23 protein-coding genes are annotated in these 23,755 nt (G+C 68.9%); 13 read left to right on the forward strand and 10 right to left on the reverse strand.

Translation table 11 applies throughout. The features are described 5' to 3' along the window. The first annotated feature begins 78 nt into the window (after window positions 1–78). The 4 genes from MWU75_RS06120 (at window position 79) to MWU75_RS06135 (ending at window position 5,128) form a co-directional block, all read left to right on the forward strand. Window positions 79–1,395 carry a histidine kinase gene (locus tag MWU75_RS06120; protein WP_247088910.1) on the forward strand — a complete coding sequence of 439 codons (1,317 nt, stop codon included), beginning with the start codon at window positions 79–81 and terminating at the stop codon, window positions 1,393–1,395. Continuing rightward, complete coding sequence (locus tag MWU75_RS06125) at window positions 1,392–2,075, forward strand: response regulator transcription factor (protein ID WP_247088911.1); 684 nt, start codon at window positions 1,392–1,394, stop codon at window positions 2,073–2,075. The genes MWU75_RS06120 and MWU75_RS06125 overlap by 4 nt, the downstream gene beginning before the upstream one ends. Window positions 2,076–2,218: 143 nt before the next feature. Beyond that, window positions 2,219–3,562, forward strand: a complete 1,344-nt coding sequence (gene gdhA / locus MWU75_RS06130; protein ID WP_247088912.1) for an NADP-specific glutamate dehydrogenase — start codon at window positions 2,219–2,221, stop codon at window positions 3,560–3,562. A 267-nt stretch (window positions 3,563–3,829) separates the two neighbouring features. Next, window positions 3,830–5,128 carry a vWA domain-containing protein gene (locus MWU75_RS06135; protein WP_247088913.1) on the forward strand — a complete coding sequence of 433 codons (1,299 nt, stop codon included), beginning with the start codon at window positions 3,830–3,832 and terminating at the stop codon, window positions 5,126–5,128. A 126-nt stretch (window positions 5,129–5,254) separates the two neighbouring features. Here the strand turns inward: MWU75_RS06135 and MWU75_RS06140 are convergent, their stop codons facing one another. Further along, a complete protein-coding gene (locus MWU75_RS06140) occupies window positions 5,255–5,863 on the reverse strand; it encodes a DedA family protein (RefSeq protein ID WP_247088914.1) in 609 nt (202 codons plus the stop codon). A gap of 199 nt (window positions 5,864–6,062) precedes the next feature. On the opposite strand from MWU75_RS06140, the gene MWU75_RS06145 reads away from it, so the two are divergent. Beyond that, window positions 6,063–7,526 (forward strand): APC family permease, encoded by a 1,464-nt coding sequence (locus MWU75_RS06145; protein WP_247088915.1) that lies wholly within the window; start codon window positions 6,063–6,065, stop codon window positions 7,524–7,526. Between the two features lie 257 nt (window positions 7,527–7,783). Beyond that, window positions 7,784–9,991, forward strand: a complete 2,208-nt coding sequence (locus tag MWU75_RS06150; protein ID WP_247088916.1) for a DEAD/DEAH box helicase — start codon at window positions 7,784–7,786, stop codon at window positions 9,989–9,991. Window positions 9,992–10,088: 97 nt separating this feature from the next. On the opposite strand, the gene MWU75_RS06155 is transcribed toward MWU75_RS06150, so the two are convergent. From MWU75_RS06155 to MWU75_RS06180, 6 genes are all read right to left on the reverse strand, one after another. After that, window positions 10,089–10,535 carry a hypothetical protein gene (locus MWU75_RS06155; protein ID WP_247088917.1) on the reverse strand — a complete coding sequence of 149 codons (447 nt, stop codon included), beginning with the start codon at window positions 10,533–10,535 and terminating at the stop codon, window positions 10,089–10,091. A gap of 464 nt (window positions 10,536–10,999) precedes the next feature. Then, window positions 11,000–11,635: a DUF6318 family protein gene (locus tag MWU75_RS06160; RefSeq protein ID WP_247088918.1), complete on the reverse strand. Its 636-nt coding sequence runs from the start codon at window positions 11,633–11,635 to the stop codon at window positions 11,000–11,002. A 151-nt stretch (window positions 11,636–11,786) separates the two neighbouring features. Then, the gene (locus MWU75_RS06165) at window positions 11,787–12,455 is read right to left on the reverse strand and encodes a GTP pyrophosphokinase family protein (protein ID WP_247089276.1); all 669 of its coding nucleotides are present in this window, start codon (window positions 12,453–12,455) and stop codon (window positions 11,787–11,789) included. Window positions 12,456–12,671: 216 nt separating this feature from the next. Continuing rightward, window positions 12,672–13,835, reverse strand: a complete 1,164-nt coding sequence (locus MWU75_RS06170; RefSeq protein ID WP_247088919.1) for an ABC transporter permease — start codon at window positions 13,833–13,835, stop codon at window positions 12,672–12,674. After that, window positions 13,832–14,995, reverse strand: coding sequence for an ABC transporter permease (locus MWU75_RS06175; protein ID WP_247088920.1), 1,164 nt, complete (start codon window positions 14,993–14,995; stop codon window positions 13,832–13,834). The genes MWU75_RS06170 and MWU75_RS06175 overlap by 4 nt, the downstream gene beginning before the upstream one ends. Before the next feature lie 2 nt (window positions 14,996–14,997). Beyond that, complete coding sequence (locus MWU75_RS06180; RefSeq protein ID WP_247088921.1) at window positions 14,998–15,975, reverse strand: ABC transporter ATP-binding protein; 978 nt, start codon at window positions 15,973–15,975, stop codon at window positions 14,998–15,000. 98 nt (window positions 15,976–16,073) lie between these two features. Here MWU75_RS06180 and MWU75_RS06185 point away from each other — a divergent pair, with 98 nt between their 5' ends. The 3 genes from MWU75_RS06185 to MWU75_RS06195 are packed head-to-tail and all read left to right on the forward strand — an operon-like array spanning window position 16,074 to window position 18,766. Continuing rightward, the gene (locus MWU75_RS06185) at window positions 16,074–16,769 is read left to right on the forward strand and encodes an adenylate kinase (RefSeq protein WP_247088922.1); all 696 of its coding nucleotides are present in this window, start codon (window positions 16,074–16,076) and stop codon (window positions 16,767–16,769) included. Next, a complete protein-coding gene (locus tag MWU75_RS06190; protein ID WP_247088923.1) occupies window positions 16,766–18,457 on the forward strand; it encodes an acyl-CoA dehydrogenase family protein in 1,692 nt (563 codons plus the stop codon). Before MWU75_RS06185 ends, MWU75_RS06190 begins: the two co-directional genes overlap by 4 nt. Window positions 18,458–18,508: 51 nt before the next feature. Further along, a complete protein-coding gene (locus MWU75_RS06195) occupies window positions 18,509–18,766 on the forward strand; it encodes a hypothetical protein (protein ID WP_247088924.1) in 258 nt (85 codons plus the stop codon). A gap of 7 nt (window positions 18,767–18,773) precedes the next feature. Here MWU75_RS06195 and MWU75_RS06200 read toward each other — a convergent pair whose 3' ends face one another. After that, entirely contained in the window at window positions 18,774–19,109 is a 336-nt protein-coding gene (locus MWU75_RS06200) for a nuclear transport factor 2 family protein (RefSeq protein WP_247088925.1), read from the reverse strand. A 98-nt stretch (window positions 19,110–19,207) separates the two neighbouring features. On the opposite strand from MWU75_RS06200, the gene MWU75_RS06205 reads away from it, so the two are divergent. The 4 genes from MWU75_RS06205 to MWU75_RS06220 are packed head-to-tail and all read left to right on the forward strand — an operon-like array spanning window position 19,208 to window position 20,078. Further along, window positions 19,208–19,489 (forward strand): type II toxin-antitoxin system Phd/YefM family antitoxin, encoded by a 282-nt coding sequence (locus MWU75_RS06205; protein WP_247088926.1) that lies wholly within the window; start codon window positions 19,208–19,210, stop codon window positions 19,487–19,489. Further along, window positions 19,489–19,746, forward strand: a complete 258-nt coding sequence (locus tag MWU75_RS06210; protein ID WP_247088927.1) for a type II toxin-antitoxin system RelE/ParE family toxin — start codon at window positions 19,489–19,491, stop codon at window positions 19,744–19,746. The genes MWU75_RS06205 and MWU75_RS06210 overlap by 1 nt, the downstream gene beginning before the upstream one ends. Before the next feature lie 15 nt (window positions 19,747–19,761). After that, entirely contained in the window at window positions 19,762–19,917 is a 156-nt protein-coding gene (locus tag MWU75_RS06215; protein WP_247088928.1) for a ribbon-helix-helix domain-containing protein, read from the forward strand. Next, window positions 19,914–20,078 carry a hypothetical protein gene (locus tag MWU75_RS06220; protein WP_247088929.1) on the forward strand — a complete coding sequence of 55 codons (165 nt, stop codon included), beginning with the start codon at window positions 19,914–19,916 and terminating at the stop codon, window positions 20,076–20,078. Before MWU75_RS06215 ends, MWU75_RS06220 begins: the two co-directional genes overlap by 4 nt. Before the next feature lie 620 nt (window positions 20,079–20,698). Here MWU75_RS06220 and MWU75_RS06225 read toward each other — a convergent pair. Both MWU75_RS06225 and MWU75_RS06230 read right to left on the reverse strand, forming a co-directional pair. Next, window positions 20,699–21,034, reverse strand: a complete 336-nt coding sequence (locus tag MWU75_RS06225) for a glyoxalase superfamily protein (RefSeq protein WP_247088930.1) — start codon at window positions 21,032–21,034, stop codon at window positions 20,699–20,701. Between the two features lie 177 nt (window positions 21,035–21,211). Further along, window positions 21,212–23,671, reverse strand: a complete 2,460-nt coding sequence (locus MWU75_RS06230; RefSeq protein WP_247088931.1) for a DNA topoisomerase IV subunit A — start codon at window positions 23,669–23,671, stop codon at window positions 21,212–21,214. Window positions 23,672–23,755 lie beyond the last annotated feature (84 nt).

Consider the following 23,755-nt stretch of genomic DNA (forward strand, 5'->3'; position numbering starts at 1 on the left):
CGATCGGCTATCCGGCGTCAGGTGTCGCTGACCGTCCTTTGATCCGGAGTGTCAGTGGTCCTCTCTACGGTTGGCCGCATGTCCACGATGTCGCCGAGCGCACCGGTCGCCGCACCCGCGGTGCACGTGTCCGGGGTGACGGCCGGTCTGCGTCTGCTAGGCCGGGGCACCCGGTTCGTGCTGATGCTCCTGGTCTGTCTGTCCGGGTCGCTGCTCGCGCTCGGCACCGCCCTGGGCCGTTACTCCGAGTCGTCCACCACGGGAGAGCTGAGCGCCATACACAACACCCTGATCCTGCTGGCCCTGGTCGGGGCCGTCCTCGCCGCCGGCGCGCTCTGGCGCCGGCACACCGCGCCGTATGCCGTGACCCTGGTGACCGCCGCAATGCCCCTCGTGCTGCCGCTGGACGCCACGGCGGCACTGTTCGCCCTGGCCGCCCTCATCAGGGTGCGGACCGGGCGGTGGGTCTGGGCCTGCGGCGGCCTGGTTGCTCTGGCGACCACGGTCGCCCTGTTCCGTGACGCCTCGGGGGCCACCACCGGGTCCTCGATGCTCAAGAGCCTCACCTCGGTGCACGAGCCGGGGGCGGCGGTGCCGGTTGACCTGTCGATCTGGGTGCCCCTCATCGTGGCACTGGCGCTGTTCGGCAGCGCGGTGGGAGCCGGCCTGTTCATGCGCAGCCGTCTGGACCTGGTGGCCATCCAGACCCGGGCGGACGCCGCCCAGCAGAGCACCACCGTGCTCACTGACCGGCTGGGCCGTCAGGCCGAGCGCGACCTCATCGCGCGCGAGGTGCACGACGTGATCGGGCACCGGCTGTCGCTGCTGTCGCTGCACGCGGGTGGCCTCGAGGTCGCCGCCGGGCAGGACCCGCGGTTGGCGCACAGCGCGTCGCTGGTCCGAGAGGGTGCCCAGCAGGCGATGGACGACCTGCGCTCGCTGCTGAACGTGCTGCGCGAGCCCGAGGCGACGGCCTTCAACCGCACCGCGATGCCGTCCCTGAGCGACCTGCCGGCCGTCATCGAGGAGACCGTCGACGGCGGGATGCCGGTGGTGTCCACGGTCTACCTCTCGCAGGCCGAGGACGCCGATCCCGCGCTGGCCCGCGCGGTCTACCGCATCGTCCAAGAGCTGCTCACCAACGCCCGGCGGCACGCGCCCGGGGCGCCGGTCCGGCTCCTGGTGCAGGGCGGTCCGACCGAGGGCCTCCGGATCGAGACCGCCAACCGGTTGACCACGCTGATCCCCGGACCTCCGGGCAACGGTCTGACCGGCATCTCCGAGCGGGTCGACCTGTGGCGCGGGACCATGCGGCACGGTCTCGACCAGGGGCACACCTTCCGGGTGGCGATCCACCTGCCGTGGGTTGCGGCCGCACAGGAGGTGGCGTCGTGAGCGGGCAGACGGTGCGCGTGCTCCTGGTCGATGACGACCCCCTGGTCTGTTCCGCCCTGGACCTCATGCTGTCCTCCGCCGGACTCTCCGTCGTGGCCAGCGTGGGGGACGGTGACCAGGTGGTCACCGCGGTCCAGCGCCACCACCCCGACGTGGTGCTCATGGATGTGCGGATGCCGCGGGTCGACGGGATCGCCGCGACCCGGGAGGTGCTCCGCCTCCCGCACCCGCCACGCGTGCTGGTGCTCACCACGTTCGCCGAGGACTCCGCCGTGATGCAGGCCGTGGAGGCTGGTGCCGCAGGGTTCCTGCTCAAGACCGCCGGTCCGGAGCAGATCATCGAGTCCGTGCGGCAGGTGGCGGCGGGGGAGGGCGTGCTCTCACCAGCCAGCGTCCGCGTCGTCGTCGAGCACGTCGCGGCCCATCCCGTCGTCACCCAACGCCGGGAGACTGCTGCCCGCCTCGAGCACCTCACAGAGCGCGAGCGGGACATCGTCGTCCGGGTGGCCCTGGGTCGGTCCAACGCCGACGTGGCGCGCGAGCTCTTCATCAGCGAGGCCACCGTCAAGAGCCATCTCGGGGCGGTCCTCGCCCGGCTGGGGTGCTCGAGCCGGGTGGAGGTCGCGGTGCTCGCTGAGCGCGCGGGGTGGTTGCGGGAAGCGCCGTCCGTGACCGGTTGATCCACCCAGAACGCGGCCGACGGGTCGCTTCATGGGCTGGTCGCCCGGTGCACCATGGTGTGAATCTGCCCACCTAGGTGCATGAGTATGCGGTTCACCGTATATTCTGGCGACTCCGCTGCTTCGCGAACGGGAGTGCTCCCATGAACCGACTTGACCCTGCCCTCGTGCCGCTCTACGACCTGGTCCTCCAGCGCAACCCGGGCGAGACCGAGTTCCACCAGGCCGTGCTCGAGGTCCTGGACAGTCTGGGTGCCGTGGTCCGCAAGCACCCGGACTACGCCGACGCGCGGGTCATCGCCCGGCTGTGCGAGCCGGAGCGGCAGATCATCTTCCGCGTCCCGTGGGTCGACGACAACGGCCGGATCGAGATTCACCGGGGCTTCCGGGTCGAGTTCAACTCCGCGCTCGGCCCCTACAAGGGCGGCCTGCGGTTCCACCCCAGCGTGCTGCTCGGGACCGTCAAGTTCCTGGGGTTCGAGCAGATCTTCAAGAACGCGCTCACCGGGCTGCCCATCGGCGGCGCCAAGGGCGGGTCGGACTTCGACCCCAAGGGCCGCTCTGACATGGAGGTCATGCGTTTCTGCCAGTCCTTCATGACCGAGCTCTACCGCCACATCGGGGAGTACACCGACGTCCCGGCGGGTGACATCGGTGTCGGTGGCCGCGAGATCGGCTACCTGTTCGGCCAGTACAAGCGCATCACCAACCGCTACGAGTCGGCCGTCCTCACCGGCAAGGGTCTGGGGTGGGGCGGCTCACAGGTGCGCCGCGAGGCGACCGGCTACGGCACCGCCTACTTCGTGGAGGAGATGCTCAAGACCAAGGGCGGCTCCTTCGACGGGCAGCGCGTCGTGGTCTCCGGGTCCGGCAACGTCGCCATCTATGCAATTGAGAAGGTGCACCAGCTCGGCGGGACGGTGGTCGCCTGTTCCGACTCCGGAGGCTACGTCGTCGACGAGAACGGCATCGACCTCGATCTGCTCAAGGAGATCAAGGAGGTCCGCCGTGGCCGCATCTCGGAGTATGCCGAGGCGCGGGCCGCGACCTACGTCGCGGGTGGCTCCATCTGGGACGTGCCCTGCAAGGTCGCGCTGCCGTGCGCGACGCAGAACGAGATGGACGAGGCCGGTGCGCTCGCCCTGATCCGCAACGGCTGCACGGCCGTCGGGGAGGGCGCCAACATGCCGGTGGTGCCGGAGGCGGTCAAGGCGCTGCGCGAGGCCGGGGTGCTGTTCGCGCCGGGCAAGGCCGCCAACGCCGGGGGCGTGGCCACGAGTGCGCTGGAGATGCAGCAGAACGCCTCGCGGGACTCCTGGTCCTTCGAGCACACCGAGGGGCGTCTGGCGGAGATCATGAAGGGCATCCACGAGCGCTGCGCGGCCACCGCCGAGGAGTATGACGTGCCCGGCAACTATGTGCTCGGTGCCAACGCCGCGGCCTTCGTGCAGGTCGCGGACGCGATGATCGCCCAGGGCGTGATCTGACCCACGCGGTGTGGGTAATTTTGCCCATAGCCGGGGCGGGTCGACGCGCACTAGCGTTCACTCGTTGCCCGTCCCGTGACCGCTCGCAACCGCGCATCTGCCTGTCCCGGGACGGCGTCCCTCCCGACTCCCGGGAGACACGGGAAGAGACCGCGCCCACCCGATGAACCCGGCGTGCGTCTGACACATCCGGCACACGCGCGCGACAACCGCGCAGCGTGTCATGCCGCGGTGCCTGGCGGCACCGCACCCTGGAGGAACCGTCCCATGAACACGCGAACCCGTGTGGCCGCTGTCGCAGCAGCGGCCACACTCAGCATGATCGCCACGGCCGCCTCGGCGACCGTCAACCCCATCTCCGTCGACGAGGCGCTGGACCCCGGCGGGTCCATCACCATCACCAAGACGGTCAGCACCCCTGAGCTGCCTCCGCAGCCGGACATCGTGCTGCTGGTCGACCGCACGGGCAGCATGACCTCGGCCATCGCCGGCGTCAAGGCCAACATGGCCTCGATCATCAGCACCGTCTCGGCCAGCCAGCCGGAGGCCCAGTGGGCCGTCGCGAGCTATTGCGACGTCGGCGAACCCGACCCGTTCCTGCTGCACAGCGACCTGACCGACGACACGGCCGCCACGGTGGCCGCCGTCAACGGGATCACCCTGTGCTCCGGTGGTGACGAGGCTGAGGAGCAGCTCAACGCGCTGTGGGAGATCGGTGACGGCGGCGACGCCGTGGCCTTCCGACCTGACTCCTCCCGGATCGTCGTCTGGTTCGGCGACGCCCCGGGACGCGACCCGAGCCTGGGTCACACCCTGGCAGACGCCACCGCGTCGCTGACCGACGCCGAGGCCAGGGTGGTGGCGATCAGCGTCGGTGTCGACAACCTGGACTCCACCGGTCAGGCGACCGCGATCACCACAGCCACATCGGGCACCCTGCTCAGTGGCGTCGGTGCGGATGAGGTGTCGGCCGCCATCGTCGAGGGCCTGTCCAACCTGCCTGTCCAGGTGGCCGGCGCCCCGGACTGTGACGATGGTCTGACCGTCACCCTCGACCCCGCCTCACAGACCGTCACCAGCGGGGAGGATGCGGTGTTCGAGGAGACCATCACCGCGGCAGCCGACGCCCCCCAGGGCACGACGCTGACCTGTGAGACCGAGTTCACGCTCAACGGCGCCGACGCCGGAGCGGGCTTCACCCAGTCAATCTCGATCTGGATCAACGACGTGACGCCTCCCACCGTCAGTTGCGAGCCGGGACCCAACCCGTCGGGCAACATGCCCGGCTCGACCAACTCCGGCTTCTACCAGATGTTCTCCACGGACAACGTCGATGCGGCCGTGGACATCTACATCCACGACCTCGGCTCGTCGGCGATCTTCGGACCGTATGCCACGGGCACGACCTTCAAGCTCACCCAGGCTCCCGGCGCGACGCCGAGCGTGGTGCCGTTCCACCGCGCGGTCGACTGGAAGGTCAAGCTCAACGGTGACGCACTGCTGGTGGCCACCGATGCCGCTGGCAACACGGCCTCGGCGGAGTGCGAGGTGCCGCCGCAGGACTGAGCACCCAGGACTGAGCACCGCAGGACTGAGCACCGCGGGACTGAGCACCGCGGGACTGAGCACCGCAGGACCGGGGCTCGGACACACAGCACCTGACGGCGGGGAACGCCTCGAGCGCCCCCGCCGTCAGGCTGCTGTCCGGCGTGCCCGACGCCACCGGATGAGGATGTCGGCCACGGCACCGAGCACCAGGGACAGACCGACCCCGACCGCGGCGCTGAACAGCGGGTTGCCGTCGACCCACGCGGCCGCGACCAGTCCAAGCGCCAGCATGTAGAACGCCCAGACCGTGCCACCGAGGATGCTGATCGGCAGGAAGCGGCGGTGCGGGTAGCCGCTGGCCCCGGCCGCCAGGTAGACCGCGACCCGACCCACCGGCACGAAGCGGCCGGTCAGGATGACGGTGGCCGGGCGGCGCTCCAGCTGCCGACGGCCGGCATCCAGGGTCCTGGCCACGCGCCCGACGCGGAGCCGGTCGAAACGACCCGGCCCGAGCAGGCGGCCCACGGCAAAGCTCAGGTTGTCCCCGGTGATCGCACCGAGTGCCGCAACCGCAATCAGCAGGGGGAGGGCGGGCCGCCCGTCAAGGGCCGCCAGGGCCATCACGAGAGCCTCGCTCGGCACGACGGGGAAGAGGCCGTCGAGCACGATGAGCAGGAAGGTCGCCGGCAGCAACCACCAGGCGTCGGTCGCCGAGATCAGGGCGTTGTTGACCGTGTCGAAGAACTCGGACATGACCTCCTCATCAGGGTGCGCGGTCGGACGCTTCCTGCGGCCATGACCCGGTGCCCGAACACTACGGGAGCCGGTCGCGGATCTGTCAGGTCTGGGTTGGGCAAAGTCGGGCCGAAATGCTTGCCAACGGACGTGACCTGCGTCACTCTGGCCGGTAGCCCAACTCCCAGTTGGGGTGGACCTCGACTGAGGAGGCGTCATGAGCGACACGACAGTGGACACGGCGGGCGGGGAGCAGCAGACAGAGCTCAAGCGGGTGATGGGCCCCAAGCTGCTGTTGCTGTTCATCGTCGGGGACATCCTCGGCACCGGGATCTACGCACTCACCGGCAAGGTGGCCGGGGAGGTCGGCGGCGCGGTGTGGCTGCCCTTCCTTGTGGCCTTCTCGATCGCCATCATCACGGCCTTCAGCTATCTTGAACTGGTCACCAAATACCCCCGGGCCGGCGGAGCGGCATCGTTCGTGCACCGGGCCTTCGAGATCCACTTCATTACCTTCCTGGTCACCTTCACGGTGATGGCCAGTGGCATCACGTCGGCCTCGACGGCCTCACGGGCGTTCGCGGAGAACCTGTTCAAGGGCTTCAACATCTTCGGTGAGACCAACGCCGAGGGGCAGGCCGTGGTGAACGCGGGAGCGATCAGCATCGGCGCGCTCTGCTTCATCCTGCTGGTGATGGCGATCAACTTCCGCGGTGTGGCCGAGTCGGTGAAGGCCAACGTCGTCCTGACCCTCATCGAGCTCTCCGGTCTGCTGCTCGTGATCTTCGTCGGCCTCTGGGCGGTCGCCGGCTTCTCCGGGGCGGAGGTGGACTTCTCCCGCATCACGGTGTTCGAGAGCCCGAGCGGCAAGAACGCCTTCATGGCCGTCACCGCCGCCACCGGCCTGGCCTTCTTCGCGATGGTGGGCTTCGAGGACTCCGTGAACATGGCGGAGGAGACCAAGGAACCGAGCCGGATCTTCCCCAAGGTGATGCTCTCCGGCCTGCTGCTCACGGGCCTGATCTACGTGCTGGTCTCGATCACGGCCGTGGCGCTGGTGCCGGTGGGGGAGCTGGCCCAGGGCGGCACCCCGTTGTTGACCGTGGTCGAGCGGGGCGCACCGAACCTGCCGATCGACACGATCTACCCGTTCATCGCGATGTTCGCGGTTGCCAACTCGGCGCTGATCAACATGATGATGGCCTCACGACTCCTCTACGGCATGGCGCAGCAGGGTGTGCTGCCCAAGCCGCTGGGTCTGGTGCACCACGGGCGGCAGACGCCCTGGACCGCGATCATCTTCACCACCGCCCTGGCGGCCGGACTCATCCTGCTGGTGACTTCCGTGTCAAACCTCGGAGACGTGACGGCGCTGCTCCTGCTCGGCGTCTTCAGCGTGGTCAACGTCGCGTGCCTGATCCTGCGCAAGGACACCGTCGACCATGAGCACTTCACCGCACCGACCGCGCTGCCGGTCATCGGCGCACTGGCGTGTGCCTACATGGTCGGACCGTGGACCGGGCGCGACCTGTCGGTCTATGCCATCGCCGGGTGGCTGCTGGCTATCGGTGTCGCGCTCTGGGCTCTGACCTGGTTCGTCAACCGGGCCCTCTACGCCAGGCCCACCCGGATCAAGGAGCCGCAGGACCTCGGCACCGGAGACGGTGGCCCACGCAACTGACCCGCGCGGGAGGTGACCGGCCCTGGGTGGTGACGAGCGCCATACTGTCGTAAGTGGCCCTCGGGGGTTGTTGTCCGCTAAACTTGTAGTCTGCCCGCAGGTGCGTCGATGCACCGTGAGACGGGCTCGCCGGAGGACAAACCGTTCCTCGCGGCCCATCGGGTGCCACTGAGAGCACCTGGAGGTAGGTCGGTCACGCTCATGGGGAGCGATGAGGCGTCCAACCTCATCGAGCACCAAGAATTGAGCGATACGCCATGGCCAAGGCCATCGGGCGCGCCTCCGCGCCCTCCCACAAGAAGAAGCCGCGCCACACCGCGGCACAGAAGAAGGCTGCCCGCAAGGCGAGGGAGCTGTCCGACCGCTCCTCGCGCCGGGACGAGCGCGCCTCGTATGCTGGCAAGCCCGCCCGCGAGGACCGTCCCCACCGCGAGGGCTCGCGTCGCGACGACCACTGGGGCGACCGTCCGCAGCGTTCCTACGACCGGGGCAACCCTCAGCAGCGTTCCTACGACCGTGACGACCGCGGTGGCCGCCGTGACTTCCAACGGGATGACCACCGCCAGGGTGGCAAGCGCTACGGCGACCGGCCGCAGGGTCGCGACTGGGACAACCGCGGCGACCGTGGACCGCGTCGTGAGTGGAACCGTGATGACCGCCCACAGCGTCGAGACTGGGGCAACCGCGATGACCGTGGACCGCGCCGTGAGTGGGACCGCGACGACCGTCCCTCGCGTTCCTACGACAGGAACGACCGTCCGCAGCGGTCCTACGACCGTGATGACCGTGGTCCGCGTCGTGACTTCCAGCGGGACGACCACCGTCAGGGTGGCAAGCGCTACGGCGATCGGCCGCAGGGTCGGGACTGGAACAACCGTGACGACCGTGGTCCGCGTCGTGAGTGGAACCGCGATGACCGCCCGCAGCGTCGGGACTGGAACAACCGCGACGACCGCGGCCCGCGCCGCCACTGGGACCAGGACGACCGTCCGGCCCGCCGTGAGTCGGCGGACGAGGCGCGCGCGAACCACACCTGGGAGCGCCGCGAGCGTCGGGACAACCGACACTTCTCGGAGGACCGCCCGCAGCCGGTGCGCGAGCACCGTGGCGAGGAGGCTCCGAAGCAGGCCAAGCCCGTGCACGAGGGGCCGAACGAGTTCGCGGACCTCGGCCTGAACGAGCAGCTGGTCGAGCGCCTGACCCAGCTCGGACTGGTCAAGCCGTTCCCGATCCAGGCAGCGACCATTCCGGATGCCCTGGCCGGTCGCGACCTGCTGGGTCGTGGCCAGACCGGTTCCGGCAAGACGCTGGCCTTCGGCCTGCCGACGCTGCAGCGTCTGGCGGAGGGCGAGCGCGCCAGGCCGCACAAGCCGCACGCGCTGATCCTCACCCCGACCCGTGAGTTGGCCATGCAGATCGTGGACGCACTGCGGCCGCTGCTGCAGACCCTGCGCCTGCGTCACCAGCTGGTTGCCGGCGGCATGTCCTACACGCCGCAGCTGCGCAGCCTGGAGCAGGGCGTCGACCTGCTCGTGGCGACGCCGGGCCGCTTGGCCGACCTGCTCGAGCGCGGTGCCGCTGACCTGTCCCAGGTCAAGATCACTGTCCTCGACGAGGCCGACCACATGGCCGAGATGGGCTTCGTCGAGGCGATCTCCGAGATCCTCGACCTGACCCCGGCCGACGGACAGCGCCTGCTCTTCTCCGCGACGCTGGACCACGGCGTCGACCAGGTCGCCGCGAAGTACCTGAGCGACCCCGTGACCCACCAGACGGACAGCGCCACCGCGAGCGTGTCGACCATGGAGCACCACGTCTTCCTGATCGACCCGCAGCACAAGAAGCCGATCACCGCCACGATCGCCAACCGCACCGGTCGCACCATCGTCTTCGTGCGCACCAAGCTGGGCGCCGACCGCGTCGCGCTGCAGCTGCGTGAGTGTGGCGTGTTCGCTGCCGCCCTGCACGGCGGTCTCAACCAGGCGCAGCGCACCCGCGTCCTCGAGGCGTTCAAGTCCGGCGAGTTGCCGGTCCTGGTCGCCACGGACGTCGCGGCGCGGGGCATCCACGTCGACGAGGTGTCCCTGGTGCTGCAGGCTGACCCGCCGGCGGATCACAAGGACTACCTGCACAGGTCGGGTCGCACCGCTCGTGCCGGCGAGACGGGTCGTGTGGTGACTCTGGCCTTGCCGCACCAGAAGAAGGGTGTGCAGCGCATGTTGGACAGCGCCGGTGTCGATGCTGTGCCGACTCGCGTCACCCCGCACGACGCTCAGGTGCTGGAGACCGCCGGGGGACGGGAGCCGTCCTTCGAAGCGATCCCGCAGTCCGTGCTCGACAACCTCCTGCGCCCGAAGCGGCCGCAGGGGCGGGGCAACTACCGCGGCCGCCCGCAGCGGCGCGACGGTGGCTTCAACCGTGAGCGCGCGGCGCGCGTCGGCGGTGGCTACCGCGGCAACCGCTGACCCTGACTGAGCGGCTCGACTGTCGCCAGTGACGGTTTGGCATCGGACCGGCCCCCGAGCAGTCGCTCGGGGGCCGGTCCTTTGTCGTGGGTCTCAGTCAGTCGCCGTAGAGGCGGTTGCTCGACGTGAGCACCTGCAGAGGGCTGAGCGGTCCCTCGATTGTGGCCGTCCCCGGGATCGTGCTCCACGGTCCGCCGTCGACGCTCACCTCACCGCCGTAGACGACCGTGATGTGCGGTTCAACGGTGGCGGCATTCGTGTATTCGTGCGTGATGTCGCCGTTCGGGTGCGGTCCACCGAGCGAGGTCGTGGGGCCGGCGGATTCACCATCGCCGAAGTGGTAAGTGGCTGAGTCCAACGTCGGTCGGATGCGGACCTCGAAGCCGATGATGTCCGTGGTGTCGATCTCGCCGGGTTCGTAGCCCTCAGTTGGCCACGCCAACTCGTAGAAGACGGGCAGGTTCACCAGCGTCCGACCGTCCGGCGGCTCGATCGACATCGTCGGCAGCGCGAAGTCCGTGCGGTGGAACTGCTCCAGGATCATCGCTTCGGTGAGCTCGATGGCTGACTCGCCGGAGCGTGGCGGAACGTCCGAGCGGAAGCATGTTGGGCCAACGCTCTCCCAGCTCCCCAATGGCCCTGACGCGTCGGCGATGCGTCGGAAGATGACCGAATAGGGACCAGAACTCCCCGGTTGGTGCTCCTCGCAGTAATCGACCGCAAACTGGCAGTGAACCCTGTCGGGGTCGTCAGGAATGTTCCCGCGACAGTCAATCACGGCGACGTATTCGTACCAGCGGTCCGGGCTCTCGGGACTTGCCCCTGGAGGATAAATGGATCGAAGGGCCCAGGTTTCTTGTTGGGTCAATCCAACGTAAGCGCCGGGGTCTTCTGGATCCAGTTGACAGGTGATTCCCCTACATGGTCGGTCGTCTGGAACCACTGGTTCATGAGGAAATGGATTGGCCAGGGCCAGAACAAGGCCCGCTGTTGCGGCAATGTGCCCACTCATGACTGGTGGAGTTCCGCTCGAAGATCCTCGACCTTCCAGCCGCCATCCCACACCAGGCTGAAGGACATAGTTGCCAGGTGATCTCCCAGGCGGTCAACAACTTGGCCATCTTGATCAACAACGTCCTGACCTACTTGAGCGACTTCCACTCTGATATTGGCTACGGAATCCGTGGGATTATGTAGTGAAACGCTGTCCGATACCTCAAAGAGGTTCTGGGCAATGGTTTCTTTATGCTCCGCACTGTAGGCGACTGACGCTTCGTGGTTCTCGCACGCTTCGCAGTTGTCTGTGGCAAGCGGCTCGAGGAGACCAACTTCCGGATGGCGCGAGGTGTAGTTGATCAACTCGATGTAGTGCAGCGCGAAGGCCTCAGCTCCAGCCTCCGAGTCCTCCTTCGCCTCGTCCGGCAGCGTAGGCGGACCACCAGCGTCGGTGGTCTCCACGACATCGTCCGGAGGCGACGAGGTCTCGTCGACATCGTCGGGAGGCGGAGCCTGGGTCGTCGGCTCGGGATCGCTCGTCGTGGTGAGCGCGTCCTGGCTGGTCGGTGGGTCGGCGGGCTCGGCGTTTCCCTGGCAGCCGGCCAGCAGCGCAGCCACAGCGACAAGGGTCAACGTCGTCTTCTTCACGGAGAGTTCCTCCCGATGGGGTCGCCCGAGGTGCCCCACGAGCCGGTCTGCAGGCCAGTCTTACCTCCGGTCGGTGCGCAGAACGTTGTCCACAGGTAAAAAGTCCGTAAGGAACGGCTTGGGGATGCGCGTCAGGCCCCCCACGGACACGTCATACGAAGCGGTTGTTGACCCTGGACTCCCGCAGCTCGTGCAGCTGCCGGACCACCTCGTCCGCAGGTCCACCCTCCCGCCGGGATCCGACGAAGTCGCCGTGCGTCCGCAGGTGCAGCCGCCCCATCCGCTCGTCCAGGTCAGCGGCGGTCTGGGCGGCGTCCCGCAGCTGCTGGAGCAGGTCCTCGGGGACGGCTTCGCGGTACTTGTAGAAGATCTTGTGCTCCGTGCTCGCCCAGAAGTCCATCGCCACCGTCCGGAACTGGAGCTCGACGGTGACCGGCACGATCCGGTCGGACAGGTGCACGGGCACCCGCACCAGCGCGTGGAGGCTGCGGTAGCCGTTCGGCTTGGGGTTCTCGATGTAGTCCTTGACCTGCAGCACCTCGATGTCCGGCTGGGAGGCGAGCATGTCGTAGACGCTGTAGACGTCCCGCACGAAGCTGCAGGCGACCCGCACCCCGGCGATGTCGGTGATGTTGTCCCGGATCGCCTCGAACGAGGGGTCCAGCCCGCGGCGGCGCACCTTCTCCAGGATCGACTCGGGCGTCTTCAGACGGGTGAGGACGTGCTCGATCGGGTTGTAGTCGTGCAGGTGGGTGAACTCCTCCTGCAGGATCATGATCTTGGTCTCGATCTCGTCCATGCCGAACTTGTACTCCATCATGAAGCGCGTGAAGTCGGCTCGGATATGGGCCAGGTCGCTGTCCGGGCCCAGTCGGTTGAGGTGGTGGTCTTGCGTCGTTGCTGTGTCCACCCCTACACCGTATGTCGTGAGGCTGGGTTGACCCTGATCGACAACTGGGCGGACGGGGGAGTGAGAGGGAAGAGCCCGCGGGCCGGATCACCGGTCCGCGGACTCTCGCCGCCGCTGCGCGGGAGGCTACAGGGAGCGCGCCATGCTGCGCCGCAGCAGCCAGGTGCCCAGCAGCAGGGCGACGGCGGCCATGGCGACCAGCACCGCCAGCTGCGGGAGGATGTCGGCCAGGGTGCCGCCGTGCCGCTGGATCTCGGCGAAGGCGTCGTAGCCCCACGCGTGGGGCGTGATGTGGGCGACCCGCCGCATGGTGTCCGGGAAGATCTCCAGCGGCATCATGCCGCCACCGATCGCAGCGAGCACCAGACCGACGCCGACGCCGGCCCCGACGGCCGCACCCTCGTTGTCCAGGATCGACCCCAGCACCATGGCCGCACCGGCGGCGACCAGCGCGAAGACCGCCAGGACCAGCAGGGAGAGCCCGATGTTGCCCCAGTCCACGCCGAACAGCAGCCAGGTCGCCAGCATGATGTAGCCGCCCTGGAAGAAGGCGATCACCCAGCGGCCGAGCGACTGGCCGGCGATGGCCTGCAGGGTGCTGACCGGTGCCGCCAGGCTCCGGGCCATCACGCCCTGCCGTCGGGCGTTGATCAGCGTCGAGGACCCTGCCAGCGAGGTGAGGAAGGTGAACAGCAGCAGCTGTGAGGAGGCTCCCAGGTCGAACTGGCCCAGCCCCTGGAACTCCTGGGCGAGGCTGTCCACGTTGACCACTTCGAGGGTGGGCTCGGTGACCTGTCCGGCGGCCTCGTCCAGAGCCTGCGAGGCCTCGGCCGGTGAGGCGCCGGCGTGCTCCAGGGCGGTGACCTGCAGCTGACGCAGGTCCAGGTTGCTCACGGCGACCTGCACCTCCTGCTGGGCCGCCATGCTCGTGGACGAGCTGCTGGCGATCATCTCCAGCTCCGCGCTGCCGCCCTGGGAGTATGCCGTAGCGGCCTCCTCGTCGACGACCAGTCCGACGTCGGTCCGGCCGCGGGCGACCTGCTCGAGCATGTCGTTGTGGGTGGCGTGGCTGACCGAGACCTCCTGGCTCTCCAGCTGTTCCGCCACCGCGGTGCGCAGGTCGCTGGAGGGCCCGGTGATGGTGACCCGACCCGCGTTGCCCGAGCCGCCGAACTGCGAGCCGAGCACGAAGACCAGCAGCAGCGGGAAGATGAACGTGAAGAAGACGTTGCCCTTGTCCTTGACGAACCGGCGCAGCTCGACGCCGGCGATCGCGAGTGCGGCCCTCATGCCATCGCCCCCCGGTCCGGCACGAGCCGGGCGACCAGCATCGCCACCACGGCGAAGCCGAGCATGATCAGCACCGGCGTGACGATGTCGGCCAGGCCGCCACCCCCGCTGGTGATGCCGAGGCCGCGGATCATCGCGGCCACCGGGTTGAGGTCGAGGATCGACCCCAGCAGACCGCCTCCGCTCATCGGGAAGAACGCCCCGCCCGCGATGCCGAGCACCATCGCCAGGATGGTCTGGATGATGCTGGCCTGCTCGCTGGTCTTCGCCAGCTTGATCACGATGAAGGTCAGCGAGGTGGTGGCGATCACGGCACAGATGATGAGCACGGCGATCGGCAGCGGGGAGCCGAAGTCCACGCCGAACAGCGTGCCGCCGACGGCGAGCAGGATGGAGGTGGCCACGACGCCCAGGACGAAGCTGCTGAGCACCTTGGAGATGACCACGAGGTTGGGGTTCATCGGCATGGAGCGCAGCCGTGCCAGCGTGCCGAACTCCCGCTCGGCCAGCAGGCCGAGGACGCCGAAGCTGACGGTGAACATCAGGAACAGCCCGGCCTGACCGGCGACCAGGGCACCCTTGGGGTCCAGCTGCTCGTCGGAGGCCGCTCCGGTGGTGAGGCTGATCGCAGCCTCGCCGGTCGTGACCTGCTCGGCCACCTCACCGAGCTCGGCCGGGGGCAGTCCGAGGCCGGCGCCCGCCGCGGCCGCGACGGCACTGGCGCCGGCGCGGTCCAGGAACCCCTGGACCACCGAGAGCACGACGCTGGTCTCGATGCCGGCGCCGTCCCCGCGGATGGCCGTGATCTCCGCCTGTTCTCCGGCCATCAGGGCCGCGCTGAAGCCGTCCGGGATCACCAGGCCGAGCTTGGCGTCACCGGACTCGGCGCGGGCCTGGACGTCGTCGGCGGTGGTCTCGGTGACCTCGACGTCCAGCCCGATCTCCGGCAGCGTCTGCACGAGCGCGGTGGCGAGCTGGTCGTCCTCGGGTGCGGAGACGGCGACGGTCGCGGTCTCCAGGTCCATGTCCATGGCGTCACCCATGACCAGGTTCATGGCCCCCATCAGGGCCAGCGGCACGATGACGGCGAAGATGATGACGGACTTGTCCCGTAGTCGTTGGATCAGGTCGGTCGTGAGCAGTGTCCCAAGTTGTCTCATGATCAGTCCCGCAGCGCCTTGCCGGTGAGGTGCAGGAAGACCGACTCCAGGTTGGGCCGGCTGATCTGCACGTCGCTGAGCTGCATGCCGGAGGAGGTGGCGGCCGTGACGATCTGCGCGACCGCGGTCGGTGCGTCGTGCACGGTCAGCCGGAGGCTGCCCCGCTCGGCGTCGGCCTGGGCGACCGAGGGCAGGGCGCGGAGGGCCTCCGCGACCGCGACGGTGTCACCGGAGCCGGTCAGCGCGATGTTGTCGACGCCACCGATGAGCCGGATCAGCTCGTCGCGGGTGCCCTCGGCCTGCAGGGTGCCGGAGTCGATGATGCCGATCCGGTCACAGAGACGCTCGGCCTCCTCCATGTAGTGCGTGGTGTAGAGCACGGCCATGCCCTCGCCGGAGAGGTTCTCCACCGACTCCAGGATGGCGTTGCGCGACTGCGGGTCCACGCCCACGGTCGGCTCGTCCAGGATCAGCAGGGTCGGCTTGTGGAGCAGCCCGATGCCGATGTTGAGCCGGCGTTTCATGCCCCCGGAGAACTCCTTGGTCGGTCCCTTGGCACGGTCGCTGAGGCCGGTGAGCTCGAGCACCTCGCCGACGCGCGTCTTGAGCTCGGTGCCGGTCAGCCCCTGCAGCTTGCCGAAGAAGTTGAGGTTCTCCCGGGCGCTGAGGTCGGGATAGATCGCCAGGTCCTGGGGCACCAGCCCGAGGTGCCGTTTGGGCGCCACCTTGCGGGGGCCCATCTGCTGACCCAGGACGGTCACGCTGCCGTCGTCGGGCTCGAGCAGGCCGCAGATCATCGAGATCGTGGTCGTCTTGCCGGCACCGTTGGGGCCGAGCAGGCCGTAGGTCTCGCCGGGCGCGATGGTGAAGGACACGCCGTCCACGGCCGTGAGATCGCCGAACCGGCGCACCAGCCCCTCGACGACCAGGACGTGCTGTCCATCAGCCGTCCTCGTGGGCTCCGTTGCTGTCTGCGTCATGTCGCCAGTCCTTCGTCAGTGATTTCCCTACGCCACCCAGCGTATGGACCGGGCGACCGTCGGGCACAGGGATATCTGTCACACGTCCACCGGCAGATGTGTCACATGAGCCCCGCGGACCCACCGGCCTCGCGCAGCGGGACCACACGGCATACTCCCGCCGGGTCGGCGGGCTGTGGCAGCATGACCCGGTGACTCCCGCCCCCGCCAGCCGCATCCTGGTCTACGGCGTGACCGGCTCGGGCAAGACCACCCTGGCCCGCCGGATCGGAGAGGTGACCGGGCTGCCGTGGCACTCGGTGGACGACGAGATCGGCTGGCTGCCGGGGTGGACCGAGCGGCCGGTCGAGGACCAGCGGCGGATCGCGGAGCAGATCTGCGCGGGGGAGGAGTGGGTGCTCGACACGGCCTACGGCAAGTGGATCGACGTGCCGCTGGCCCGCGTGGAGCTGATCGTCGCCCTGGAATACCCGCGCTGGGTGAGCCTGCAGCGCCTGCTGCGCCGCACGGTTTCGCGGGCGGTCACCCGGCAGGAGATGTGCAACGGCAACACCGAGTCCTGGCGGCAGGTGGTGTCCCGGGACTCGATCGTCGTCTGGCACTTCCGCAGCTGGGCCCGCAAGCGCGAGCGGATCCGTCAGTGGGTCGCCGACCCGCGGACGGTGCTGGAGCGGGCCGCTGCCGGCGGACCGGTGGCAGAGCGCGCTGCGCCGCAGGTGGTGCACCTGCGGTCGGCGCGGCAGACGCAGGCGTGGTTGGCGACCCTTGACCGCTCGGAGACACTGGGGTCATGACTCAGACGCCCGCCCGGCAGGCCACGAGCCCGCAGCCCCGGTCCACGCACGGGGTGGTCAACCAGGCGCCGCCGCGGGTCGCGGTCAACGAGTTCACCAGCCAGCCGGTGCTCCGCGAGGGTGTGGGCACCTTTGGCGCCAGGTGGGCCGTGGCCGACCTGGAGGCGGTGGGGGAGCTCGTCGGGTCCGAGACCTTCCAGGCCGACGCCCGGGCCGCGCACCGCCACGAGCCGGTGCTGCGCACGCACGACCGGTGGGGCAACCGGGTCGACGAGGTCGACTACGACCCCGCCTATCACCGGATCATCTCCGCCGCGGTGGCCAACGGTGCGCACACCAGCGCCTGGGCGCGGCCGCGGACCGGTGCCCACGTGGCGCGTGCGGCGACCTTCATGCTCTTTGCACAGGTCGAGCCCGGTCACGCCTGCCCCATCTCGATGACCCACTCCGCCGTCCCTGCCCTGCGGACCACCCCGGACCTCGCGCAGCGCTGGCTGCCGCGCCTGCTCACCACGGAGTATGACGGTCGTCTGGCCGCCCCTTCCGACAAGCCGGGGGCGCTGTTCGGCATGGCGATGACCGAGAAGCAGGGCGGGTCGGACGTGCGGGCCAACACCACCCGCGGCGAGCACGTCGGGGGACCGGACGAGGACTATCTGTTGACCGGTCACAAGTGGTTCTGCTCCGCGCCGATGTCCGACGCCTTCCTGGTGCTCGCTCAGACCTCCCGCGGCGGGGCCGAGGAGGGGCTGAGCTGCCTGCTGGTGCCGCGCGTGCTGGAGGACGGGACGCGCAACGTCTTCCGGATCCAGCGGCTCAAGGACAAGCTCGGCAACAAGTCCAACGCCTCCAGCGAGGTGGAGTTCGACGGCACCGTCGGGCACCTGGTGGGCGAGCCCGGCCGCGGCGTGCGCACCATCATCGAGATGGTCGCCCGCACCCGGCTGGACTGCGTCCTGGGCAGCACGGCCGGGATGCGCCAGGCCGTCGCCGAGGCGCTGTGGCACGTGCGCCACCGCGCAGCCTTCGGGGCCACCCTGATCGACCAGCCCGCGATGACGGCCGTCGTCGCCGACCTGGCGCTGGAGGCCGAGGCCGCGACCCTGACCTCGCTGCGCCTCGCGCAGGCCCACGAAGGCGACGCCTCCGAGCAGGAGGTACTCTTCGCCCGGCTCGCGACGGCCGTGGCGAAGTACTGGATCTGCAAGCGCGGCCCGCACCACGCCTACGAGGCGCTGGAGTGCCTGGGCGGCAACGGCTACACCGAGGACTTCCCGCTCGCGATGCGCTATCGGGAGCAGCCGGTGATGGCCGTCTGGGAGGGGTCGGGCAATGTCATCGCCCTCGACGTCCTGCGCGCCATGGGCCGCGAGCCGGAGACCGTCAAGGCGCTGCTGGCCGAGCTCGCGCTCGCCGAGGGTGCCAACCGCACCTACGACGCGCACATCGGGCAGGTCCGGTCGCTGCTGGCGAGTGCCCGCGGCCAGGACCCGGCCGCCCTGCAGGCCGGTGCGCGGCGGCTGACCGAGGCCCTGGCCCTAGCCCTCCAGGCGAGCCTGATGATCAGGCACGCCCCGGCATACTCCTCCGAGGCGTTCGTCGCGGCCCGGCTGGGGGAGGACCGCGGCTGGCAGTATGGCGTGCTCCCCGCCGGCGCCGACCTCACCTCGATCCTGGCCCGGCACTGAGGGATCGGGGACACGGTGATGGTGCGGGCAGGGGCGCGTGGGGGAGTGCTGGTGCTCGGAGTCGTCGCGCTCGCCGTCCTGGCCGGGTGCGCGGTGATCCCCGACGACCCGGCCAGCGAGGATCCGGGCGGTGACGGTGCGCCCGGTCAGGAGGGACGGCTGGGCGAGACCGCGACCTGGGCGGTGCCGGAGGACCACCTGCTGGACCCGGGGACCACGTTCCTGGTGTCAGGTCTAATCCCCACGGGCGCACCAGTTGCAGGTTGTCCTCCAGGTGACGAGCAGGCGGGGTGCTGGATGAGGCTGTAGACCGCCGTCAGCCGTCGACCGGTACTGCAAGCGAGGTATGCCGCCAGATAAGACCGTCGCGGAGCACGAACGAGCCGACGACCCGCACCGTGTCACCGGCGACGTCTTGAACGACGTCGTAAAGAAGCGTGTCCTCCGTGCGGCATACCTCGGTGGCCATGATGACTCGTCGTGGCGGTGTGACGGCCTCGGTGAAGAGCTCCAGGATGGCACCACCCTGGACCGCGCCCCCTTCGTGAAGGACGACCCCTTCGGGGTGATAGCGGCTCGCGAGTCCAGCAGCGTCGCCGCGTTCGAGCAGAGCAACTTGCTCAGCCAAGAGCGTTCCTGTGTCCATGGTCACGACGATGAGCCTAAGGCACGGCCCTGGTCCAGTCGTAGGAGCGACCTACGGCAGCAGCGGATCTTGACCTGCATTCCAACGTGGCTACACTTGTGGCTATGGGTGTTGATGCTGCGATGGCCTTGCGCGAGGTGAAGAATCGCCTGTCGGAGGTGGTGGACCAGGTGGAGAGGGAACATGATCGGGTCGTGATCACTCGTCACGGCAAGGCGGCTGCGGTGGTCATCAGCACCGACGACCTGGAGTCGCTTGAGGAGACGCTGAAGGTCGTGAGTCGACCTAAGCTCGTTGCCCAGGTTCGAGATAGCCTTGCCGAGCTCGCCGCCGGCGAGGCCGGAGTCCTCAGTAAGGACGAGATCCTTGCCACGCTGCGCCCCTGATGACGGAGCAGTACGAGATCGCCTGGACACCGACGGCGAAACGGGCGTTGCAGCGCCTGCCCGAGAAGGTGGCCACCGCGGCCATCGAGTTCATCTATGGCGCGCTCGCCAGCACTCCGCAACGCGTCGGCAAGGCCCTGCGATTCGACCTAGAAGGGCTGCACAGTGCCCGACGTGGCGACTACAGGATCATCTACCGGATTGATCATCGGCTGACCATCATCGCGATCGAGCACCGCGCGGACGTCTACCGCTGACACTCCCATACAGCAATGTCGGACGAACGTGACCACCGCAGTTGCCCGGCACGAGTGGTGCCGGTCCGACTGGACGACACCCTCCTGGAGGCCCTCGACGCCCAGGCAGAGCGTGAGGATGCCTCTCGCTCTGATGTGATCCGGGCTGCGATCCGCGCCTACGTCGCGTGAGGGTCAACCCCTCCGCGCTCAAACACGGCATCAACGAGGAAGACATCCTGTGCGCCGCGCAACGCCCCGCCTTCCTCAGCGAACCCGACGACGACATGCCGGCCAGGCAGTTCGCACTCGGCTTCGACACGCACGGCCGCTACTCGAACTGGCAATCCTGACCTTCGACTCCGGCAACCGTCTCGTCATCCACGCGATAAAGCCCGGCCCCACCTCGCTCGGCTGCTCGAGTAAATCACTAGCCGCGGCAGGTCGGACGCTGCGCGACGATTGGCAATAGCGTGCGGGTGCGCTCCATGCGGCATGAGCGGTCGGAGCGGTACGGTGACGCCGTGATCCACGAGCCTCCGCAGTCGCACTTCAGCTTGCTCGAATTGCCGTCACCAGCGGTGTTGACGACGTACCGCAAGGATGCACCGCAGCTTCGTCCCCGGTGTGGTTCCGCGCCGTGTACGGCAACCTCGAAGTCGTGATCGCGGATGACGATGTCAAGGTGCGACACCTGCAGCGCGATCCCGCTGCTGCCTGCTGATTTCGAGGCGAACGCACCTTTCCGCGGGATTCGCGTGGAGTCAGAAGCGACGCTGCGGCGCGAGGGCGTCACCGAAGCTCGTCTGGCCATCGCTTCGCGCTACCTGGGGCCGGAGCAAGGTCAGCGGTTTGCACAGGCGCGTGGTCCCGGATTCGTCCTGGGCTTGTCGCTGGAGCACGCCCGAAGTTGGGACTTAGCGTCGATACTGCCCTAACCGCAGACCTTGCGGTAGGCGGCACGAGCCTGCGTCTAGATTCGACGTGTGGCAACACGGAGGCGGTTACCGTCCGGATCCACGAGGTCGCACTCGCGCCCTGCTAGGCCTTCCTCATCGACCGACATTCCGAACTCCTCAGCCACGGCATCTATGTCGTCGACATACAGGTGGATCAGGGTGTTTGGCCGAGCATCCCCCTTGTGTTCCGACAGGTAGAGGCGGACATTTCCCCGGACCACGGAGACGAACACAGGGAAGCCTGGCTCGAACTGATGCTCCCATTCCTTGGTGAACCCGAGCCGTCCGTACCATTCCACAGCCCCAGCGGCGTCCTCGATGTATAGAACCGGCACGACCTCTTCGTTCATGGCCGGAGACTACCGAGCCCCCGGCTCTTCCCATGTCTGCACGCAGTCCACCGGCCCGGTGGCTGACGCAATCGGATCGTCCGCAACTCGGCAGATCCGGCAGGTCACGACCTTTCCAGCGATCGCCACTTTGGCGCGTGGGGCGTTCACGAGCGCCAAGAACGCCGCGCCCACGCCTCAGCCGAGTGGTCCGCCGCTCGCCACCTGGGCGATCGGGGCGGCAGCGGGGGTGCCGGAGCCGTCGCGCTTGCCGGTGGCCTCGGGCAGGTCGACGGCGACGCCGTTGCCGGAGGCGGCCATCGGGGGAGCGGCGCCGGCCCAGCCCAGGAGGAGTGAGTCCTCGCCGCGCAGGAAGCGGTGGCATCGGACACCGCCGGTGCCGCGGCCCTTGCCGGGGTACTCCGCGAAGGGGGTGACCTTGACCGCACCGGTCTGCGTGCCGGGCAGGGCGTTGGAAGACCCGGACACGGTCACGACCACGTTGTCGACGGAGTGGTCGACCACCCAGAAGCCGCGCACGGCCGCGTCCTTGCCGAGCTTGATGCCCGCGATGCCGCCGCCGCTGCGTCCCTGCGGGCGGACCAGGGAGGCGCTGAAGTGCAGCAGCTGGGCGTCGTCGGTGACGAAGACCAGCTCCTCCTCGCCGGTGGCCAGTTCGACGGCGCCGACGACCTGATCGCCGTCCTTGAGGGAGATGACCTCGAACTCGTCCTTGTTGCCGGGGTAGTCCGGGTTGACCCGCTTGACCACCCCGTGCTTGGTGCCCAGCGCCAGGCCGGGACCGTCCTCGCCCAGCGAGCACAGCGCCAGCGGCAGCGCACCGGCGGGCAGGTCGACGAAGGCCGCGAGCGGGGCACCGCCGGAGAGCGTGGGGGCGCCGTTGGTCGCGGGCAGCGTCGGCAATTCCACCGCGGACAGGCGCACCACCGTGCCGGCGGAGGTGACGATCCCGACCGAGCCACGGGCCGTGGTCCTCACCGCGGAGACGATCACGTCGTGCTTGCGCCGTGCCCCGCCGGTGCCTAGCGGCTCGTCGGTCGAGGTCCGCGCCAGCAGCCCGGTGGAGGACAGCAGCACCCAGCACGGGTCGTCGGCGACCTCCAGCGGGGTGGCCGCGGCCGCCGTGGCGGACACGCCGTCGGACTCCAGCAGCACCGTGCGCCGGGGGGTGCCGTGCTCCTTGGCCACCTCGGCGAGCTCGTCGGAGACGACCTTGAGCAGCAGCGCCTTGTCCTCCAGGATCGCGGTGAGCCGCTCGATCTCGCGCAGCAGCTCGTCGCGCTCGGACTCCAGCTCGATGCGGGAGAACTTGGTGAGCCGCCGCAGCTGCAGCTCAAGGATGTAGTTGGCCTGTGCCTCGGACAGGTCGAAGACCTGCATCAACCGGGTGCGGGCGGTGGCGACGTCGTCGCTGCCGCGGATCAGCTGGATGACCTCGTCGATGTCCAGGATCGCGATGAGCAGACCCTCGACCAGGTGCAGCCGCTCCTGCCGGCGCCGCAGCCGGTACTCCGTGCGCCGCCGCACCACGTCGGTGCGGAAGTCGACATAGACGCTCAACAGCTCCTTGAGCCCGAGCGTGCGCGGCTGCCCCTCCACCAGGGCGACGTTGTTGATGCCGAAGCTCTCCTCCATCGGGGTGAGCTTGTAGAGCTGGGCCAGCACCGCCTCGGGGTTGAAACCGTTCTTGACCTCGATCACCAGGTGCATGCCCTTGGTGCGGTCGGTCAGGTCGGTGATGTTGGAGATGCCCTGCAGTTTCTTGGACTGCACCAGGGTCTTGACCTTCTCGATGACCTTCTCCGGCCCGATCAGGTAGGGCAGCTCGGTCACCACGATGCCCTTGCGCCGGGCGGTGATGTTCTCGATCCGCGCCGAGGCCCGGGTGCGGAAGGACCCGCGCCCGGTCTCGTAGGCGTCCCGGATCCCGTCCAGCCCGACGATCCGCCCGCCCAGCGGCAGGTCCGGCCCCGGCACGAAGCGCATCAGGTCATCCAGGCTCGCGCCCGGGTTGGCGATCAGGTGCCGACAGGCGGCGATGACCTCGACCAGGTTGTGCGGCGCCATGTTGGTCGCCATCCCCACCGCGATCCCCGACGTGCCGTTGACCAGCAGGTTCGGGAAGGCCGCCGGCAGCACCTCGGGCTGCATCAGCTGGTCGTCGTAGTTCGGGACGAACGCGACCGTCTCCTCGTCCAGGCTGGCGGTCATCAGCAACGCCGCCGGCGCCGGCCGCGCCTCGGTGTAGCGGCTGGCCGCCGGCCCGTCGTCCAGCGACCCGAAGTTGCCGTGCCCGTCCACCAGCGGCAACCGCATCGTGAACGGCTGGGCCATCCGGACCAACGCGTCATAGATCGCGCCGTCCCCGTGCGGGTGGTACTTACCCATCACGTCACCCACCACCCGCGAGCTCTTGACGTGCCCCTTGTCCGGACGCAACCCCATCTCGTGCATCCCGAACAGGATCCGCCGCTGCACCGGCTTCAACCCGTCCCGCGCATCCGGCAGCGCCCGGGAGTAGATCACCGAGTACGCATACTCCAGGAACGCGCCCTGCATCTCGTCCCGGACATCGATATCGATGATCTTCTGCTCGACGTCGAACAGGTCCGGTCCGGGTGGGGTGCGGCGCGCCATACTGCGAGGGCCTCCAAGCTCGGGGTCGGGGTCGGTGCGTGGTGAGGAGTCAGTGCGGGCGGGTGGATCGTCCTCGATCGTATG

This window comes from Ornithinimicrobium sp. F0845 (assembly GCF_023015765.1).
Lineage (GTDB): Bacteria > Actinomycetota > Actinomycetes > Actinomycetales > Dermatophilaceae > Ornithinicoccus.

Bases quoted from the DNA above. Each gene is read 5' to 3' on its own strand.
- MWU75_RS06140 (WP_247088914.1), bottom strand. From the start codon at position 5,863: ATGTCCGAGTTCTTCGACACGGTCAACAACGCCCTGATCTCGGCGACC.
- MWU75_RS06145 (WP_247088915.1), top strand. From the start codon at position 6,063: ATGAGCGACACGACAGTGGACACGGCGGGCGGGGAGCAGCAGACAGAG.
- MWU75_RS06230 (WP_247088931.1), bottom strand. From the start codon at position 23,671: ATGGCGCGCCGCACCCCACCCGGACCGGACCTGTTCGACGTCGAGCAG.
- MWU75_RS06120 (WP_247088910.1), top strand. From the start codon at position 79: ATGTCCACGATGTCGCCGAGCGCACCGGTCGCCGCACCCGCGGTGCAC.
- MWU75_RS06190 (WP_247088923.1), top strand. From the start codon at position 16,766: ATGACTCAGACGCCCGCCCGGCAGGCCACGAGCCCGCAGCCCCGGTCC.
- MWU75_RS06155 (WP_247088917.1), bottom strand. From the start codon at position 10,535: ATGATCCTGGAGCAGTTCCACCGCACGGACTTCGCGCTGCCGACGATG.
- MWU75_RS06215 (WP_247088928.1), top strand. From the start codon at position 19,762: ATGTCGGACGAACGTGACCACCGCAGTTGCCCGGCACGAGTGGTGCCG.
- MWU75_RS06175 (WP_247088920.1), bottom strand. From the start codon at position 14,995: ATGAGACAACTTGGGACACTGCTCACGACCGACCTGATCCAACGACTA.
- MWU75_RS06170 (WP_247088919.1), bottom strand. From the start codon at position 13,835: ATGAGGGCCGCACTCGCGATCGCCGGCGTCGAGCTGCGCCGGTTCGTC.
- gdhA (WP_247088912.1), top strand. From the start codon at position 2,219: ATGAACCGACTTGACCCTGCCCTCGTGCCGCTCTACGACCTGGTCCTC.
- MWU75_RS06180 (WP_247088921.1), bottom strand. From the start codon at position 15,975: ATGACGCAGACAGCAACGGAGCCCACGAGGACGGCTGATGGACAGCAC.
- MWU75_RS06205 (WP_247088926.1), top strand. From the start codon at position 19,208: ATGGGTGTTGATGCTGCGATGGCCTTGCGCGAGGTGAAGAATCGCCTG.
- MWU75_RS06165 (WP_247089276.1), bottom strand. From the start codon at position 12,455: ATGATGGAGTACAAGTTCGGCATGGACGAGATCGAGACCAAGATCATG.
- MWU75_RS06150 (WP_247088916.1), top strand. From the start codon at position 7,784: ATGGCCAAGGCCATCGGGCGCGCCTCCGCGCCCTCCCACAAGAAGAAG.
- MWU75_RS06210 (WP_247088927.1), top strand. From the start codon at position 19,489: ATGACGGAGCAGTACGAGATCGCCTGGACACCGACGGCGAAACGGGCG.
- MWU75_RS06225 (WP_247088930.1), bottom strand. From the start codon at position 21,034: ATGAACGAAGAGGTCGTGCCGGTTCTATACATCGAGGACGCCGCTGGG.
- MWU75_RS06135 (WP_247088913.1), top strand. From the start codon at position 3,830: ATGAACACGCGAACCCGTGTGGCCGCTGTCGCAGCAGCGGCCACACTC.